Here is a 17,122-nt window from a genome sequence, read left to right as displayed (position 1 = left end):
TTAGAGATATGAATAAAAAGAATGTACAAAAACTGGTGCTTTTCCTGACAGGGCTGGAGCAGAGAATTATAGACAATTCAAGCTTTTTTAAGGGTATAGTTATAAAGCTTAAATCAGGTACAAAGCAGTATGAAGCCAATATAATCCTAAAGGACGAAAAGCTGCTTTTAAATTATAATGGCAGGACTGATAAACTGGAGATTTCATGGCTTTCTGCCAGAGTCTCAAAGATTGCCGAAAGTTATGAAGCTTTGACTCTTATATATGAAGAAAGAGGGACTTCCATATTAATTGAAGCGGACGACAAAAATGTTAAAATGAGGACAAAGGATACAGAAACTACAGAATCCTCTAAAGGCCATAATGAAACCGCACAGATTGCAAACAGGGATTACTTTATAAAAGTCGGGCCTGCGGATGATGTCTTAAAGGCAATTGGTGTTCTTGGAGATAACGGCAAAATAAGAAATGATATGATAAGAAAATACAACCAGATTGATCACTATATTGAATTAGTTGACGGTATGCTTAAAACATTATGTTCAAAATACGGAAGCTTAAACGTAATTGACTGCGGATGCGGAAAGTCATACCTTTCATTTGTACTGAACTATTATATTAAGGATGTACTGAAAAAGAACTGCTATTTTACTGGTCTGGATGTTTCTAAAACGGTAATCGATGCATCACATAAAATTGCAGAAAGCCTTGACTACAAGAATATGGATTTTAAAATAACGGACATAAGAGATTATACTGCTGATAAGGATATTCATCTTGTAATAAGTCTTCATGCCTGTGATACTGCTACGGATGAAGCGATAAGTCTGGCTGTGAGGAACAATGCAAAGGCAATGGTTATGGTACCCTGCTGCCAAAAGGAAATATTGAGCCAGTATTCTTTTGATATGCTTCACAGTATTACAAAGCATGGCGTTCTGAAAGCGCGTTTAGCAGATGTACTTACGGATGGGATACGTTTACTGATTCTTGAGGCACTTGGGTATAAGGTATCTATCGTAGAATATGTTTCACCTCTGGAAACACCAAAAAACCTTATGATAAGAGCGGAAAAAGCAGGAGGTATAAACTACAACCTTATAGGTGAGTACAAGAAGCTTAAAGAGACTCTGGGCATACATCCCACTATTGAAAAGCTCATACAGCCATATTTTTAGCTCCATATGGCAGATTTTGACAAAAGTAAATTCCAATAGTATAATATTCTGGTAAATAGCATTAATTATCTATGTGTTGAAGAAACATCAAGGAGGGAGCTAAATGGCACAGAAAAATTATGAGGATAATGGAGTATTTTTATCAAAAAAAACTTTATACAGCGGAGACAAGGTAATTCTAAAGTATAACGGGTTACTTTGCCAAGCTGGAGCTGAGAATATATATGTTCATGTTGGATTCGGAGAAAGCTGGGAAAATAAATACTTTGTCTCAATGACAAATGAAAACGACACATTTATAGCCGAAATTGATATAAAAGACGGTAAGACCTGTGGTATGTGTTTTAAGGATGCAGCGGATAACTGGGATAATAATTCCGGTGAAAATTACGTTTTTAACATATCTAAGAAAACTGTGAGAAAGAAAAATGTGACCAAAAAAACTAATATACCAAAAATAAAGCGTTAAAGATTTAGTGAATTATCATATTTTGACTATTTTTGCAGGATATTTTACAATAATATAGAATAGGTTAATTCGGATATATTTATTTTTTATGATATGTATAATATTATCCGGTGTTGAAAAAATATTTTATATGTGGTTATTTGATTATGTAAAAAGGTACAATATGCTGATTATCCAGTAGTTTGTCTGTGGTGTTATATACTGCAGATAATTAAAAGATGGGGGTTAGGTTTATGAAAAGCGTTATCCGCGACATTTCTTTAGCAGATAAAGGAAAGCAGAAAATTGAATGGGTAAGAAAGAACATGCCTCTTCTCAGAAGTCTTGAGGATGAGTTCAGGGAGACAAAGCCCTTTGACGGAGTAAGAGTTGTAGTATCAGTTCATCTGGAGGCTAAAACAGCTTATCTCGCAAAGTTATTTGCAATCGGAGGAGGAGAGGTGTCGGTTACAGGAAGTAATCCGTTATCCACCCAGGATGACGTAGCAGCCGGCCTTGTAGCAGACGGTCTCGATGTATACGCATGGTATAATTCAACCAAGGAAGAATATGAGGAGCATTTAAATCTTGCTTTAGGATACAAGCCGAATATTATCATTGATGATGGAGGCGATTTGGTTAACCTGCTGCATACCAAGAGAAAAGAGCTCCTTCCGCATATTATGGGTGGATGTGAAGAAACAACTACCGGGGTACTTCGCTTAAAGGCCATGGAAAAAGAAGGTGTACTGAGATTTCCGATGGTTGCGGTAAATAATGCAAACTGTAAGTACTTGTTTGATAACAGGTATGGTACAGGACAATCGGTTTGGGATGGTATTAACAGAACAACCAACCTTATTGTAGCGGGAAAAAATGTAGTTGTTGCAGGATACGGATGGTGCGGCAAGGGCATTGCCATGAGAGCTAAAGGCTTTGGTGCCAGTGTTATTGTTACTGAAGTTGATCCTATTAAGGCGGCAGAAGCAGTAATGGACGGTTTCAAGGTAATGAAAATGTCCGATGCTGCAAAAGTTGGCGATTTCTTTATAACCGTAACAGGATGCCGAGATGTTATTAAAGCGGAGCATTTCAATCTTATGAAAGATGGAGCTATTCTCTGTAATGCAGGCCATTTTGATGTTGAGGTTTCGGTTGAAGAATTGGAGAAAATAGCTGTTGAGAAACAGATTCAGAGACATAACATTACAGGATACAAGATGGAGAACGGAAGATGGATAAATCTTTTGGCAGAAGGCAGGCTTGTAAATCTTGCTGCAGGTGACGGACATCCTGCTGAAATTATGGATATGAGCTTCGCTCTTCAGGCGCTTTCAGCCGAATATATGCTAAAAAATTACAATAAGCTGGGAAACAAGGTAATTGACGTTCCTGCTGATCTTGATAAAAAGGTTGCAACCATGAAACTTAAATCATGGGGAGTAAAAATAGATAAGCTTTCAAAAGAGCAAACGAATTATCTTAACAGTTGGGCAGAGTAAGAAATTTAAAATTGCATTATGAAAATTTAGATTAAGCATATTAACCGTGTTTACATATGATCTCGGTAATATGCTTAATTTTTAATTAAAATGTGTATTTTAGTAATTGTTTGATAATGTGAGAGGATGAATATTATGTTTGACGTACTTATAAAAAATGCTGAATTGATAACTAATGATGAAAGTAAGCCGTTGATTACCGGCGGATACATAGGAATTAAGGATGGGCGTATTGATTTTATTTCAGACAGTCCCCCTGAAAATGCAGAAGCAAGACAAGTAATTGACGGGAGAAATAAGATTGCCATGCCCGGTCTGGTAAACGCCCATACTCACAGTGCCATGACGCTAATGAGAAATTACGCTGATGATTTAGCACTTGAAAAATGGCTGTTTGACAATATATTTCCGGTTGAGGCGAAGCTTACGGATAAAGACGTGTACTGGGGTACTATGCTTGGTATATCCGAAATGCTTAAATCAGGAATTACTGCTTTTGCAGATATGTATATGTTTATGGACGAGGTTGCACGCGCCGTAATTGAAACGGGTATAAAAGCAAACCTTTGCAAAAGCCCGGTACAGTTCTTTGAGGACGGACAATTAAAAAGACTGGACGCAAGTCAGGGAACCATTGATTATTACAACAGATATCACAATTCGGCAAATGGAAGAATAAAGGTTTTTGTAGAAATACATTCAGTTTACTTGTTTAATGAAAATACTCTCAGAAATGCGGCTAAGCTGGCTAAACAGCTGAATACGGGTATTCATATACATTTGCTTGAAACTGTATCCGAGGTTGAATCCAGTAAAAAAGACTATGGTATGACTTCTATTGAGATATGCAGAGAAACAGGTGTACTTGACGTTCCTGTTATGGCGGCACACTGTGTTCACCTCAGCGATAGCGACCTTAGAATTATGAAGGAAAAGAAGGCAAGTGTGGTTCATAATCCAACCAGCAATCTAAAGCTGGGAAGCGGTATTGCAAGGGTTCCTGAAATGATGGACATGGGGATTAATGTATGCCTTGGTACTGATGGCGCTGCCAGCAATAATAACCTTAATATGTTTGAGGAAATGAATCTTGCTGCAATACTGCACAAGGGCGTCGCTATGAATCCACAGCTAATGAAGGCCCATGATGTTCTTAGAATGGGAACTGTTAATGGTGCAAGAGCCATAGGGTTTGACGACACCGGTATATTATCTGAAGGGATGAAAGCAGACATAATATTGGTTGACACTGACAAACCTCACTTTTACCCTAAAAATGACCCTATGGCAATGATTGTATATTCTGCACAGGCAGCTGATGTGGATACTGTTATAGTAGACGGAAATATTCTGATGAAGAATCGTGAATTCACACAGATAGATGAAGAAAAAATTAAGTTTGAGGTAGCTACCTTGTCCAAGAGGCTTCTAGACAGGTAATTCTTGGCTTAGCTTTTGACACTATTTACATAAAGGTTATTCCGAATGAATGTCAAATATATATTGTTGGGCAATTCAGATTTTTTTACGGGGGAATAGTCATGGCAATTACAATTAGTTTGTGGACAACCAAGCATGGAGAATTAAATCGATTTTTAGATAGCTTTTATGAGAAAGATATGGAGGTAGATTGTTCACTTCGCAGATGGGCAACGGACTTTTACAAGCCGTTGGATTCAGTAGACATGATTTGTGCGTTAATGGACAACAGCGAGAAATACGATGTAGCTATGTATTTACATATGGAAAACGGGTACTTATACAGAATAACAAACTCAAACTATGAAGACGTTGTAAAGGGACTATTTGAAATGTATTATGTTCCTGTATAAAATGATAATAAGGTCTCATTCCGTGACTGTTAAATTATGTTATAATATTAACATAATAGGTTTGGAGGTTAATTCAGATGAATCAGGAATACAGCAATAACAAGGGTTTTGATAACAACCACCTGACTTGGGACAGTAGTGAGGTAACTAGTCTTGAACGGGAAATGTTACTGGGGAATCTAAATTACATAAACAGTAAGGTTATCAGTAATTGGACAAAAGGAGTATTAACCGTCCTTACCGTTCTGATTCCCGTATTAGGGCAAATTATCGGTCTGATTGCGGGAATGGTATTTCTATCTGATGAGGCAAAAGATAAAAGGTCGTTTGGAACTGTACTAATAGCTGTTTCTATTATGACATTTTGTACGTTGGCTTTTTTATGGCTAAACTGGAGGGGAATACTGAAATTTGTGTAATAAGAATGAAATGAGAAAGAAATACATTTCCTTTAGAAATAATATAAGTTCAGATAGTTTACATGAGAAATCCAAGATTATAGCTCAAAAACTAAATCAGCTGGACTGTGTTAAGCGTGCAGAAACCTTGATGTGTTATGTAAGCTTTGGGAGCGAGGTTTATACTCATGATATTATTAATACCTGGCTTTCTCAAGGTAAACAGGTATGTGTGCCTCGTGTTGTTAAAGCTAAGAGGAAATCCATGGAGGCAGTAAAAATAAGCAGTCTCGAAGAACTTGAGCCGGGAACCTATGGTGTATTGGAGCCCACTACCGGACAAAAAAATACAGTTAGTCCTGATTTAATCAATGTTGTGATTGCACCGGGATGTGCATTTGATTTAAATAGAAACCGTATGGGATACGGTGCCGGTTATTACGATAGGTTTTTGAAACTAATATCAGACAACTGCTTAAAGGTAGGGGTTGCTTTTGATTTTCAGATAATGGATGAAATACCCTGCGATGAACATGATATTCCTATGGACATTATAATTACAGAAGAAAGAAATATCTAAATTATCAGTTTTCGAAATTTTGGGCATAACACCGAAGACGTACCTGTTACAGGTTACTTCAGATTGTTGTGCCTTTTTGATTTTTAAAGGACAAATTTTAAATTAACATTAACTGAATATAAATATACTAGTATTTCTAACAGTGTTAGAGGTGTATTCATATGGCAAAAGCAAAAACGAAAAAAGTTCTTAGCATATATAAAGGCAAAATTGATATTAAGGAACTTATTATTAAGTTGTTGACTCGTAATTTGTAATATTTTTGGGTGTATATTTTTTATTCGTATAAAGGAGTACAATTTTTTATATTGAATTTAATATAAGTTAATATTAAAGTATTCTTGTAAATTGAATTTCCTGAGTTGGGAGGTGAGACATTTATTCTGTAATTAATATTCAGTACCGGTTTTTATTTTATAAACAACTAAGTTATTTTTTACTAACGATATATTTCTTTCTTATTGAATTCTTTATTAACCCTTATAAATATTCCTGTATTCTACCGGTATTTCCTGACTTTATTTTATAGAGGGGGGATGCGGCGACATTTATATTTCAAAAATTAAGCTTTAAGTTAATTTAAAAAAATAAGAATATAGGAGTTTTGATATGAGAAAAATAACAATGACAAGAAAAACAGGGGCTTTTTTAGTTGTATTTTCACTTCTTTTTGTATTATTTCTTGCTTCTGTAGGAAGCACCAACGTTTCTGCACTTGAGCCACCCGGAGTATATGGTGACTTCAACGGTGACAGGAATGTGGACGCTCTGGATTTTATGAAATTAAAGCAATATCTGATGGACCAGAATACTACTTACTATTTTTATATGGATTTAAATGGTGATAGTGCGTTGGATGCAATGGACTTTGCTATTTTGAAACAATATCTGTTGGGTATAGTTAAGACCCTGCCAACTAATTCTACACCTACAAAACCGGGGGTACTGTTGGTTGGTAGATTTGATACCAGCGATTCTGCAGGCCCTAAGTTTGCATGGAGTACTTCAACTATAAAGGCAAGTTTTACGGGAACCGCAATCAGTGCAACTATTAAATCATCAGGGGACAACTGGTTTAATATTATAATCGACGGTGTTGTAAAAACACCTGTTAATGTTCCTGCAGGGTCATCATCACCGATTACCCTTGCTTCCGGCCTGACAGACGGTATACATAGCATTGAACTGGTCAGAAGAACTGAAGCTTCAATCGGTGAAACACAATTTTTAGGCTTTAATGTAACCGGAGGTGGCTTGTTACCTGCCCCTTCACCTTCAACAAGAAGAATAGAATTCATAGGTGATTCTATTACATGCGGATACGGTAACGAAGGAACAAGCCAGTATCAGTCATTTACCAGCAAAAATGAAAATGCGTATATGGCGTATGGAGCAATAACTTCAAGACTGTTGAACGCTGACCCGATGACTATCTGTTGGTCAGGAAAAGGGTTGGTACAAAACTATGGCGGGGATCTTAATGACTTAATGCCTGCTGTTTATTCACGAGTACTTCCTTATAATACAACTCTCACTTGGGATACAAGCAAATGGAGTCCACAGGTGGTTGTAATCAATCTGGGTACCAATGACTTTAGTACCGGTTCTATTGATAAAACAACCTTCGCAACGGCATATGCAAACTTTGTAACAAAAATAAGGGGGCAGTATCCTGATGCCCATATATATTGTGCAGTAGGGCCAATGCTTTCATGGGATCAGCTGACAAAGTGCAAGGATGCCATAACCAGTGTTGTTGACCAGAAAAAAACTTCAGGGGATTCAAAAATTCATTTCATAGAATTTCCGGTACAGGTTGAATCAAACGGCTACGGTGAAGACTGGCATCCCAGCGTTAAAACACATGAGCTGATGGCAAACCAGCTTGCTGCAACTATAAAAACTGATTTGGGTTGGTAATTTTCATCTAAATGAATTAAAAAGCATAATAACCGTAAAGCGAGTAGCCTGTAAGGCTTCGTCCATACGGTGTTATGCTTTTTTTAATATATAATCCAATTTATTTAATAAATGTATTGACCGAATCGGTTTATGGTGATATTCTAGTATCAACCGATTCGGTTTATAATTTTTGAGGTGATATTTTGGATAAGTTTTTAAATCTACCTGAAGAGAAAAGAAACAGAATTGTAGATGCGGCACTTAAATCATTTGGTTCAAATGGCTACAAGAAAACCTCTGTCAGCGATATAGCCAAAGCTGCTGATATTTCAAAAGCCATGGTATTTCACTACTTTGGAACAAAAAAAGATTTATACCTATACTTGGTAAAAATGTGCACTGACATAATTATTAATGAAATAAATAATGGCTTTGATTCCACGGTTACTGATTTCTTTGAAAGAATCAAGCAATCATCCGAACTTAAAGCTTCAGTAATGAAAAGGCATACTGATATTCCTGCTTTTCTAATCGGTGTATTTTTTGAGTCTGACCCCGAAGTGAAGTCAGATATTACATCCCTGCTTGCCGTTGGAGATGATTACAGAGATAAAATCGCTTTTGACGGAATGGATACTTCAAAATTTAAAGAAGGTATTGACCCCAAGTTGGTACTAAAAATGCTTATATGGATGGCTGAAGGTTACTCTAGTCAATTGTCTTTTTCTACACTGGATTTAGATGTTATGTTAAAGGAATTTTATGAATGTATGGATTTGCTCAGGAACAATTTTTATAAGGAGGAGTATTTATGAGTGTCATTGAAATTAAGAATCTTACAAAAAGTTATGGTAAAGCAAGAGGTATAAACAATATAAATCTGAGCGTAGAGCAGGGCGAGATTTTTGGTTTTATCGGTCCCAACGGAGCGGGGAAATCAACCACTATCAGAACGCTCCTTGGCCTGATATATCCCTCTGAGGGGAGTGCAACTATTTTTGGTAAAAGCTGCACCGAACATCCCGAGGTGAGAAAAGAATTGGGATATCTTCCTTCAGAAGTTTTTTACTATGACAATATGAGGGTAATGGACCTTTTGAAATATTCAGCCAGCTTTTACAAAAAGGACTGTACAAGAAGGATTAAAGAACTTGCAGAAGTAATGGATCTTGATTTGAAAAAGAAAATAGAAGATCTTTCCTTCGGAAATAAGAAAAAGGTGGGTATTGTGCAGGGACTTCTTCACGAACCCAAGCTGATTATTCTTGACGAACCTACCAGTGGGCTTGATCCTCTTATGCAGCAGAAATTCTTTGAACTTATTGCAGAGGAAAACCGTAAGGGAGCAACAGTGTTCTTTTCCTCGCATATCCTCAGTGAGGTTCAGAAAATGTGCAGCAGAGTGGCTTTCATTAAGGACGGTAAGATTATAAAGCTTGAAAAGATGAGTACCCTTCAGGAAAACAGTTATAAGAAGATTAGCATTGAAACTAAAGAAATTATTCCTAAGGAAGTATTTGATATAAAGGGTGTCAGCAAATTGGAAAGCAAAGGTAAAAGCATTAATTTTATCTTTAAAGGAAATATTAACCTGATTATGGGAAAGATGGCTGATATTGACCTTAGAAATATTTCAATCGAAGAACCTGACCTTGAGGAAATCTTTATGCATTACTATGTAAAGGAGGATTGATTTATATGAATATGTTTCTGCATGAACTTAAATCCATGAGAAAGACAGCAGCTATATGGACAATCAGTCTGATAGCTTTGTCAGCACTCTTTCTTTGCATTTATCCCAGTGTAGCTGCTGATGCTGAAGAATTCAAAAAACTGCTTGCCAATTATCCTCCGACAATAAGGGCTATGCTTGGAATAAATATTGATAATATTGCATCCTTATTAGGTTTTTATTCCATGGTATTCTCATTTATTACACTTTGCGGTGCAATTCAAGGTATGAATCTTGGGATTTCCATACTTTCAAGGGAGTCCAGAGAGCGTACGGCGGATTTCCTGCTGGTTAAGCCCGTTTCCCGAAAATCAATAGTGACTGCAAAGCTGTTGGCTGCATTGACAACAATAGTTGCAACAAATATTGTTTTTTATGTTGTATCATTTTCCATAGCCAATGCTGTTAAGACGGAAGGTTATAACAATAAACTGTTCTTTATGATAAATCTGACATTATTATTCCTACAGATAATTTTTATGGCGATTGGCTTGATTATTTCAGTATTTTTCAAAAAACTGAAATCTGTTCTACCAATATCTCTTGGTGTGGTTTTTGGATTTTATATGGTGGGTGCTCTCATTTCTACAGGTAAAAGTGATGATGCTGCACGATATATTTCTCCTTTTAAATATTTTGATATAACCTATATCATAAAAAATGCAGGCTATGAGGCTTCATATCTTGTGACGGCTGCTGTAATAGTAGTTGCGGCCATTGTTGCAAGCTATATCATTTATATCAGAAAGGATATCCATGCAGTAAGTTAACTGCCCGGGATTAGCTAAAGGAGGCTTTATTATGAATATTTTTTTAAGAGAATTGAAGGCAAACAGAAAAGCCTTGATTATATGGAGTGTTTGCATGTTTTTATTGATACTGAGCGGTATGGGAAAATATACTGCTTACTCTTCAGGCGGGGCAGGCAGTGATGTTTTTGAAAAAATGCCGTATACCTTGAAGGCACTATTGGGAATGGGTTCTTTCGATGTTACAACAATCGGCGGTTTTTTTGGAATGATGTTTGTATATATTGAGCTTGCGGTTGCTATACATGCAGTTTTGCTGGGAAGTGGGATAATCGCAAAAGAGGAAAGGGACAAAACCACAGAATTTTTGATGGTGAAACCTGTGTCCCGTACAAATGTAATTACTTCAAAGTTTTTTGCAGCTTTTGTAAATTTGGTGATTATTAACCTGATAAGCTTTGTTTCATCGTTAATTATGGTTAATGCTTATAACAAGGGAGAAGACATTACAGGGAATATTGCAGTATTTTTTGTGAGCATGTTTATTGTTCAGCTTGTATTTTTGTCTTTAGGCGCAGCTCTTGCTTCTGTAATGAAAAAGCCAAAAGCTTCAGGGTCAGTGGCAGCAGGAATACTTATGGGAAGCTTTATTGTAGCCAAGATTACTGACTTGACAGATAAAGTGAACGTAATTAATGTTTTTTCGCCTTTTAAATATTTCAGTTACAAGGATATAGTTGACGGGAAGGGTATTGACGTTACAATAGTAATTTTGTGTATTGTACTTGTCGCAGTTTTTGTCAGTTCAACTTATTTATTTTATAAGAACAGGGATTTGAAAGTTTAGAATTAGCTGTTAATTTTATAAAAATATTGTACAAATAGGAGGAATTTGTAAATATTTTGTAGAATCTACAAATTGAAATTAAAAATCAATGTCATAACCAAAATACGGAGGCAGAGAAATTATGAATTATGAGGCTGATTATAGGCAGTTTGTAGATTCAGGGGAACCGTTAAACTCAATCCAGGAGAAGGATTGGGCATTTTACGGACAATGTGGACTAGAGTATCCGTTTCTTTATGCCACACCGGATCCTAATCGTGAGGACTACTTTGCTAGGCCCTACAGTGAGGATCCGCTGCAAAGACTTGATATTCACCATTTAAAAACTCTAGAAAAAAAGAAACGACCGGTTATATTCTATATACATGGAGGCGGCTGGACAAATGAAGATAAAAGCAATACAAGATTTGTTTCACATGACTGGATAAAAAAAGGATATACGGTTGTTTCTATAAACTATAGATTATCACCAAATGTGACACATCCTGCAATAATAGAAGACTGTGCTAAAGCTCTTAAATGGGTACAGGAAAACATACATGAGTATGGTGGCGACCCTAATAGAATTTGTGTAATAGGACATTCGGCCGGAGGACATTTGGCGGCTCTTCTTGTTACAGGAGTTAAATGGCACAAAAAATATGATATAGATATTAAAAAGGTTAAATGCTGGATACCTTTAAGTGGTATTCATGATTTTAACCTGCCGGAAAATTACATGCCCCCTATGCTTAATGCGGCAATAATCGCAATGCTGGGAGGAGATGAAAATAAAGTTGAATGCTCACCTGTTTCACATATAACCGGAAAAGAACCCCCTTGTCTGATATTGCATGGAGGAGATGACTGGCTGGTTCCCAGAACAAATTCCATAGAATTACATGACAAGCTAATTGAAAAAGGAGCAAAAGATTCAAAGTTATATATTGTCAAAGGTTATGCCCACTGTAATATGATACTTGGATTTGAAAGGCCGGGACATAAACCTGCTGAATTAATAAATGAGTATCTTGATGAAATGCTTCCTACTTGTGAGGGAAAAAATAATAATAAATAAGAGTTCTAAAATATAAAGGCATACTAACTGTTAATCGGTTAGTATGCCTTTTTCATGGACAATTTTTATAATCCAAAACAACTGAATATAAATAGAATAGTATTTATGCAGATTAATTCGTAAAAATGGGGAGGATGCCATGCTTGGATTTAACAAACCTGATATCAATTATCATATAGGTATATATGTAAGGCAAAGCAGAGATGAGAATGAGGAAAATATTGAGACTATTGAAACACAGAAAAAGCTTCTGGCAGACTTTGTGAAAAAGAATAATTTCGGAACTATCTATAAAACTTATGTGGATGACAATGTTTCAGGTGCGGGCTTTGAAAGGTATGCCCTTGAAGAACTGAAAAAAGACGTAATGGCGTGTAATGTAAATCTCGTTGTATTAAAGGACTTGTCAAGGCTGGGAAGAAACAATGCCAAAACGCTGCTTTTCCTTGACTTTCTGGAGGAATACGGAGTGCGAGTAATTACTTCTGACGGCAGATATGACAGCCTCAAGGACAATGAAACCGTGGGAATAGATACATGGTACAACGAGCAGTACAATACATCATGGATGTATTGCTGAAAGTGGGTAGGTGGATGGGTTAGAGGGAATTTAGAGACTTGTAATGTGTAAATAAAAAACTATAAAACAAAAACAGAACATAATTGAAAGAGGTTGTAAATGATGGTAATATTATATAATCCATAGTTTGACAAAATTCAATAAAAAAGGAGATTATGTTATGTTTTTGCACAAAAAGGGTAAGAAGATAATTGCTTTGCTGCTGACAATGGCTATTGTGTTATCGGGGATTACTATAATTGGAAATCCCACAGTAAAGAAAGAATTTGTAAAGTTTGGAAGTGAAGTTAATGCGGTTACGGCAATGTATTACTACTCACAATATACTACCAAAGTAGTTAATGGTGTAATTACAAAGAATTCCCTTGTGAAGTCTGATATTCAGGTTCCGGATGGTACATATCCTGACGACGGGGTGTATACCGATGGGTATTGGTATGTAAAAGGGAGCAAGGCGACTTTTGATGAGAAGTGGACAGTAATGGGTAGTATTCGTGGTCACGTATATACAAATGGTGTGGCAATAGGTAACAAAATTTATATTTTTGGAGGCAAATCTTACTGGTCTGGATATAACAAGGAATTATTGGTATATGATTTGGCAGCCAACACATGGACTACAAACTCCGACAATGGTCCTAGTGGCAGAGAGGAACACACTGCGGTGGCTATAAACGGTAAAATGTACGTTTTTGGTGGGATAAATTACTACTCGGGATCTGTTGTCTATAATAAGGACTTGTGGGAATATGATCCGGCAACTGCTAAATGGACGAAAAAGAAAGATGCTCCTGCTGCTAGAAGTAGACATGAAGCGGTGGTAGTAAATGGTAAAATGTATGTGATAGGAGGTTGTAACGATGGTAATAACGCTACTAGTATTTTAGTATATGATCCTATCACTGACACTTGGGAACAAAAAACAGGTATTCCTTTTGCTCGTAGTTTCCAATCAGCCGCTGTAATAAATGGGAAAATATACATATATGGAGGATATGATACCACATATCATTATAATTTGTGGGAATATGATCCAATTGCTAATACATGGCTAAAGAAAAAAGATAACCCTATTGAAGTATGCGGTCAGCCGGCGGCAGTAGTACTAAATAATAAAATGTATATATCGGGTGGATATTTTGCGAATGAAATTGCTACAAACCAGTTATTGGAATATAATCCCAAAAATGATATCTGGACCCAAATGAAGTCGTGTCCAATAGCACATAAACATAACTCAGCTACTGAAATGAACGGTAAAATGTATATTTACGGTGGTTTGGATGGGGAAAATAATTTTATAGATCGGGTAACAGAATACTCAATAAACTACTATCCTGCTTTTGAAGCTGTTTCTCCAAAGCCAAATGAGGTTTTCTCCGAAGCAGACACAAATTTTGTTCCTCAAATAACTGTTTCTGATGAAAACAACGATCCCCTGACGTGTAAATACTACATAGATTATGAAACGACACCAAGGGATACTAAGTCTGTAAATAATACTACAGAAACTAAGCCGGTATCATTTAATCCAATTGACATGAGTTCACTTTCAGAAGGGGCTCACACATTCACCTATGAGGTTACAGACGGCAGGACTACCGAGCCGTTTACTCAGACTATTAATTTCAAAGTGGACAAGTCAGCTCCAACTCTTGGAGAAGTTATGGGTTCATCAACAACGGATACAATAACAATTACCGGGTCGGCCACAGATGGGATATCCGGGCTTGCTGTAGAACCATACAGATATACTATCGGCTCCGAAGTATCTTCATGGATTAACTCAGGTACATACACCTCCCAGAATAATTTGACACCAAATACTCAATATCCTACAAAGTTTGAGGCAAGGGATGCAAAAAATCACATTGCAAGCAGTTTTAAAAATATTTATACAAAAGCTGCAGTTCCGGTACTTTCCACAAGCAATCCTTCATCATATTCTATTGACATTCAGACAAATGATGAAAACCCATCCGGGACTCAATATCAGATTAGTACAAGTGACGGCAGCCAGTATGTAACCCAAGAAGGAACTCTTACTTCTGCACCTGCTTGGATTACTCTTACAAACAAAAAGGTTACTGTTACAGGCTTATCTCCTGAGCAAACCTATACCTTTATTGCAAAAGCAAGAAATGCTGAAAATATTGAAACTGTTGAGAGTTCTTCCGTAAGTGGGACAACCCTTATTGCACCTCCCGGTTCACCTGCAAATATTATTGCTACCGCTACTGATAAGACCATAACCGTCTCATGGGATGCTTCAAGTGGGGCTATAGGCTATGAAATCAAGGTTGACGGAACAGTTGTAAATACTGATACTGCCACTGTCTACACACACGTTGGTCTTAATCCCGGAACACCTCATACATATCGGGTCAGAGCCAGAAATGCAGGGGGCCCCGGCAACTGGAGTACACCAATCACAAAATCTACACTTCCCGCTTCGCCGGATATACCGGTTAACCTTAATACGGTACCTTTGAGTACCTCCGTTACGGTTACCTGGAACAATGTCTCCGGTGCAACCGGCTACGATATAGAAGTGGATGGAGTGTTGGTCAACAATGGGCCAAATACCAACTATATTCATAACAGTCTAACTCCGGGATCACATCACTCATACCGGGTAAGAAGCATTAATCCGGGAGGGAAGAGTGAATGGAGTGGGTATGTGAATACCACCACACTTCTTGATACGGTGCCGGTACCGGTAAATCTTTCAGCAACCCCGGCTCTAAACAGTATAACTCTTACATGGGACAAGGTAATTGGAGCATCAGGCTATGAGATATCAGTAGATGGGGCTGCCTTTGACAATGGTACACGAACAACCTATACCCATAGCAGCCTTGCACCGGGAACACCGCATGTTTACAGGGTAAGGGCAAAGAAGAGTGGGATAACAAGTGAATGGAGTGCCGCAATTGTTTCCGCTACACTTACAAATGAATTTGGAACACCTTCAAACCTAAAGGCCAATGCAGATAATTCTTCAGTTATATTATCATGGAATCCGGTTGCCCATGCAACTGGCTATGAAGTGGAAGTTGATGGTGCGGTTACCGACAACGGAGATGAGACCTCCTGTATACATAACGGATTATTGCCAAATACAACCCACACCTACAGAGTAAGGGCGAAAAGTGACACAGAGGTAAGTGAATGGACAGAGCCATTGACAGTTAATACATTTTTACTCCAAACCCCTCAAGGTTTATCAGCAATCTCAGAAGAAACTTTTATGACAATCAACTGGCAGCAGGTTGAGGGAGCAACAACTTATGAACTGGATTTTGATGGTTCCATTATTACACGAATATCAGAAACAACTTATTTAGCCGAAGGTCTGGAGCCAAATTCCCAACATGAGATAAGAGTCAGGGCGGTCAGTGAAGGTGGTACCGGTAACTGGAGCAATACCTTAATCAAGTCTACTAAATTTACTTCCGGCAATGTACCGAATGTATCAGGTATTGCTAAAAAGACTTCAATATCAATCATGTGGAATAAAATTGACGGTGCCGCATCCTATGATGTTGAAGCAGACGGAGTAGTAACTTCGAACGCAAATGGAACCACGTATACAAGCAAAGGACTTCAGGCAGGGACAAAACATATCTATCGGGTAAGAGCCAATAACAGTTCAGGCGCAGGAGAATGGTGCAGTCAATTTACTGTTTCAACGCTTCCACAAGGCCCGGCTATACCTTCAAATGTGGTATCCTCCTCTAACATGACATCGATACTTGTCAGTTGGGATAAAGTAGCAGGTGCGGAGGAATTTGAAATTGAGGTTGACGGAACAATTATTGACAACGGCACAGGAACAAGCTATTTACATAAAGGAATTTCCCCTGATACAACCCATACCTACAGAGTAAGGGCCAGAAGTGTTTCAGGCTGTAGTGAATGGAGTACCCCGATGATAATTAAGACCCTGAATTCAGTACAGACATATGACATTACTTCATCGGCAGGGGAAGAATTTGACCTGATTTTATCCGGTTCAGACATTCAGGATTTAAACAAATACACATTCTCGATTCAGTACGATACTAACGATTTTGATTTAATCGACCTTTGCGGCTTCACTCCAAAGACAGACACCCAGGAAGGGGATATTTACGGCACTGATATTACCGTAAAACAGGTAGCTCCCGGAACAATTGTGTTTGTTAAAAATGGCTCTGCACAGTCCTGGCAGGTATGGTCAGGTATTGTTAATAGTATAAGGCTCAGGGCAAAGCATGACGGCCCAGCCGAAATTACCTACACCATACAGTAAAGGATAAAAAGGGGTGATACATC

General features: G+C 37.5%; 15 protein-coding genes. All 15 read left to right on the top strand.

The window, feature by feature from the left end; all coding sequences use genetic code 11:
• The first annotated feature begins 8 nt into the window (after nt 1–8).
• The 15 genes from CLO1100_RS12425 to CLO1100_RS12355 all read left to right on the top strand — a co-directional run bounded on the left by CLO1100_RS12425 (nt 9) and on the right by CLO1100_RS12355 (nt 17,099).
• Nucleotides 9–1,178 (top strand): SAM-dependent methyltransferase, encoded by a 1,170-nt coding sequence (locus CLO1100_RS12425; RefSeq protein ID WP_014314102.1) that lies wholly within the window; start codon nt 9–11, stop codon nt 1,176–1,178.
• 103 nt (nt 1,179–1,281) lie between these two features.
• Complete coding sequence (locus CLO1100_RS12420; protein ID WP_014314101.1) at nt 1,282–1,647, top strand: carbohydrate-binding protein; 366 nt, start codon at nt 1,282–1,284, stop codon at nt 1,645–1,647.
• A 233-nt stretch (nt 1,648–1,880) separates the two neighbouring features.
• Nucleotides 1,881–3,128, top strand: coding sequence for an adenosylhomocysteinase (locus CLO1100_RS12415; RefSeq protein WP_014314100.1), 1,248 nt, complete (start codon nt 1,881–1,883; stop codon nt 3,126–3,128).
• Between the two features lie 135 nt (nt 3,129–3,263).
• Complete coding sequence (locus CLO1100_RS12410; RefSeq protein WP_014314099.1) at nt 3,264–4,568, top strand: amidohydrolase; 1,305 nt, start codon at nt 3,264–3,266, stop codon at nt 4,566–4,568.
• A gap of 101 nt (nt 4,569–4,669) precedes the next feature.
• A complete protein-coding gene (locus CLO1100_RS12405; RefSeq protein ID WP_014314098.1) occupies nt 4,670–4,960 on the top strand; it encodes a hypothetical protein in 291 nt (96 codons plus the stop codon).
• Between the two features lie 77 nt (nt 4,961–5,037).
• Nucleotides 5,038–5,379, top strand: a complete 342-nt coding sequence (locus CLO1100_RS12400) for a hypothetical protein (protein ID WP_014314097.1) — start codon at nt 5,038–5,040, stop codon at nt 5,377–5,379.
• Nucleotides 5,372–5,938 (top strand): 5-formyltetrahydrofolate cyclo-ligase, encoded by a 567-nt coding sequence (locus CLO1100_RS12395; RefSeq protein WP_014314096.1) that lies wholly within the window; start codon nt 5,372–5,374, stop codon nt 5,936–5,938. Before CLO1100_RS12400 ends, CLO1100_RS12395 begins: the two co-directional genes overlap by 8 nt.
• A gap of 609 nt (nt 5,939–6,547) precedes the next feature.
• On the top strand, nt 6,548–7,858 hold the full coding sequence (locus CLO1100_RS12390) for an SGNH/GDSL hydrolase family protein (protein WP_014314094.1): 1,311 nt from the start codon (nt 6,548–6,550) through the stop codon (nt 7,856–7,858).
• A 185-nt stretch (nt 7,859–8,043) separates the two neighbouring features.
• Entirely contained in the window at nt 8,044–8,655 is a 612-nt protein-coding gene (locus CLO1100_RS12385) for a TetR/AcrR family transcriptional regulator (RefSeq protein WP_014314093.1), read from the top strand.
• Entirely contained in the window at nt 8,652–9,533 is an 882-nt protein-coding gene (locus CLO1100_RS12380; protein ID WP_014314092.1) for an ABC transporter ATP-binding protein, read from the top strand. Before CLO1100_RS12385 ends, CLO1100_RS12380 begins: the two co-directional genes overlap by 4 nt.
• A gap of 5 nt (nt 9,534–9,538) precedes the next feature.
• Complete coding sequence (locus CLO1100_RS12375) at nt 9,539–10,342, top strand: ABC transporter permease subunit (RefSeq protein ID WP_014314091.1); 804 nt, start codon at nt 9,539–9,541, stop codon at nt 10,340–10,342.
• Between the two features lie 31 nt (nt 10,343–10,373).
• Nucleotides 10,374–11,168 (top strand): ABC transporter permease subunit, encoded by a 795-nt coding sequence (locus tag CLO1100_RS12370; RefSeq protein WP_014314090.1) that lies wholly within the window; start codon nt 10,374–10,376, stop codon nt 11,166–11,168.
• 121 nt (nt 11,169–11,289) lie between these two features.
• Entirely contained in the window at nt 11,290–12,225 is a 936-nt protein-coding gene (locus CLO1100_RS12365) for an alpha/beta hydrolase (protein WP_014314089.1), read from the top strand.
• Nucleotides 12,226–12,364: 139 nt separating this feature from the next.
• Nucleotides 12,365–12,805: a recombinase family protein gene (locus CLO1100_RS12360; protein WP_014314088.1), complete on the top strand. Its 441-nt coding sequence runs from the start codon at nt 12,365–12,367 to the stop codon at nt 12,803–12,805.
• A gap of 160 nt (nt 12,806–12,965) precedes the next feature.
• On the top strand, nt 12,966–17,099 hold the full coding sequence (locus CLO1100_RS12355; RefSeq protein WP_014314087.1) for a kelch repeat-containing protein: 4,134 nt from the start codon (nt 12,966–12,968) through the stop codon (nt 17,097–17,099).
• Nucleotides 17,100–17,122: the final 23 nt, after the last annotated feature.

Origin of the sequence: Clostridium sp. BNL1100, from assembly GCF_000244875.1 — a bacterium.
Classification (GTDB): Bacteria; Bacillota; Clostridia; order Acetivibrionales; family DSM-1351; genus Ruminiclostridium.
The sequence above is the reverse complement of the archived record's forward strand: the minus strand, read 5'-3'. Positions and strand labels throughout refer to the sequence as shown.

Excerpts from the sequence above, each read along its gene's own strand:
- CLO1100_RS12355 (WP_014314087.1), top strand. The coding sequence starts at position 12,966 with ATGTTTTTGCACAAAAAGGGTAAGAAGATAATTGCTTTGCTGCTGACA.
- CLO1100_RS12390 (WP_014314094.1), top strand. The coding sequence starts at position 6,548 with ATGAGAAAAATAACAATGACAAGAAAAACAGGGGCTTTTTTAGTTGTA.
- CLO1100_RS12405 (WP_014314098.1), top strand. The coding sequence starts at position 4,670 with ATGGCAATTACAATTAGTTTGTGGACAACCAAGCATGGAGAATTAAAT.
- CLO1100_RS12365 (WP_014314089.1), top strand. The coding sequence starts at position 11,290 with ATGAATTATGAGGCTGATTATAGGCAGTTTGTAGATTCAGGGGAACCG.
- CLO1100_RS12380 (WP_014314092.1), top strand. The coding sequence starts at position 8,652 with ATGAGTGTCATTGAAATTAAGAATCTTACAAAAAGTTATGGTAAAGCA.
- CLO1100_RS12360 (WP_014314088.1), top strand. The coding sequence starts at position 12,365 with ATGCTTGGATTTAACAAACCTGATATCAATTATCATATAGGTATATAT.
- CLO1100_RS12370 (WP_014314090.1), top strand. The coding sequence starts at position 10,374 with ATGAATATTTTTTTAAGAGAATTGAAGGCAAACAGAAAAGCCTTGATT.
- CLO1100_RS12415 (WP_014314100.1), top strand. The coding sequence starts at position 1,881 with ATGAAAAGCGTTATCCGCGACATTTCTTTAGCAGATAAAGGAAAGCAG.
- CLO1100_RS12375 (WP_014314091.1), top strand. The coding sequence starts at position 9,539 with ATGAATATGTTTCTGCATGAACTTAAATCCATGAGAAAGACAGCAGCT.
- CLO1100_RS12400 (WP_014314097.1), top strand. The coding sequence starts at position 5,038 with ATGAATCAGGAATACAGCAATAACAAGGGTTTTGATAACAACCACCTG.
- CLO1100_RS12410 (WP_014314099.1), top strand. The coding sequence starts at position 3,264 with ATGTTTGACGTACTTATAAAAAATGCTGAATTGATAACTAATGATGAA.
- CLO1100_RS12420 (WP_014314101.1), top strand. The coding sequence starts at position 1,282 with ATGGCACAGAAAAATTATGAGGATAATGGAGTATTTTTATCAAAAAAA.
- CLO1100_RS12425 (WP_014314102.1), top strand. The coding sequence starts at position 9 with ATGAATAAAAAGAATGTACAAAAACTGGTGCTTTTCCTGACAGGGCTG.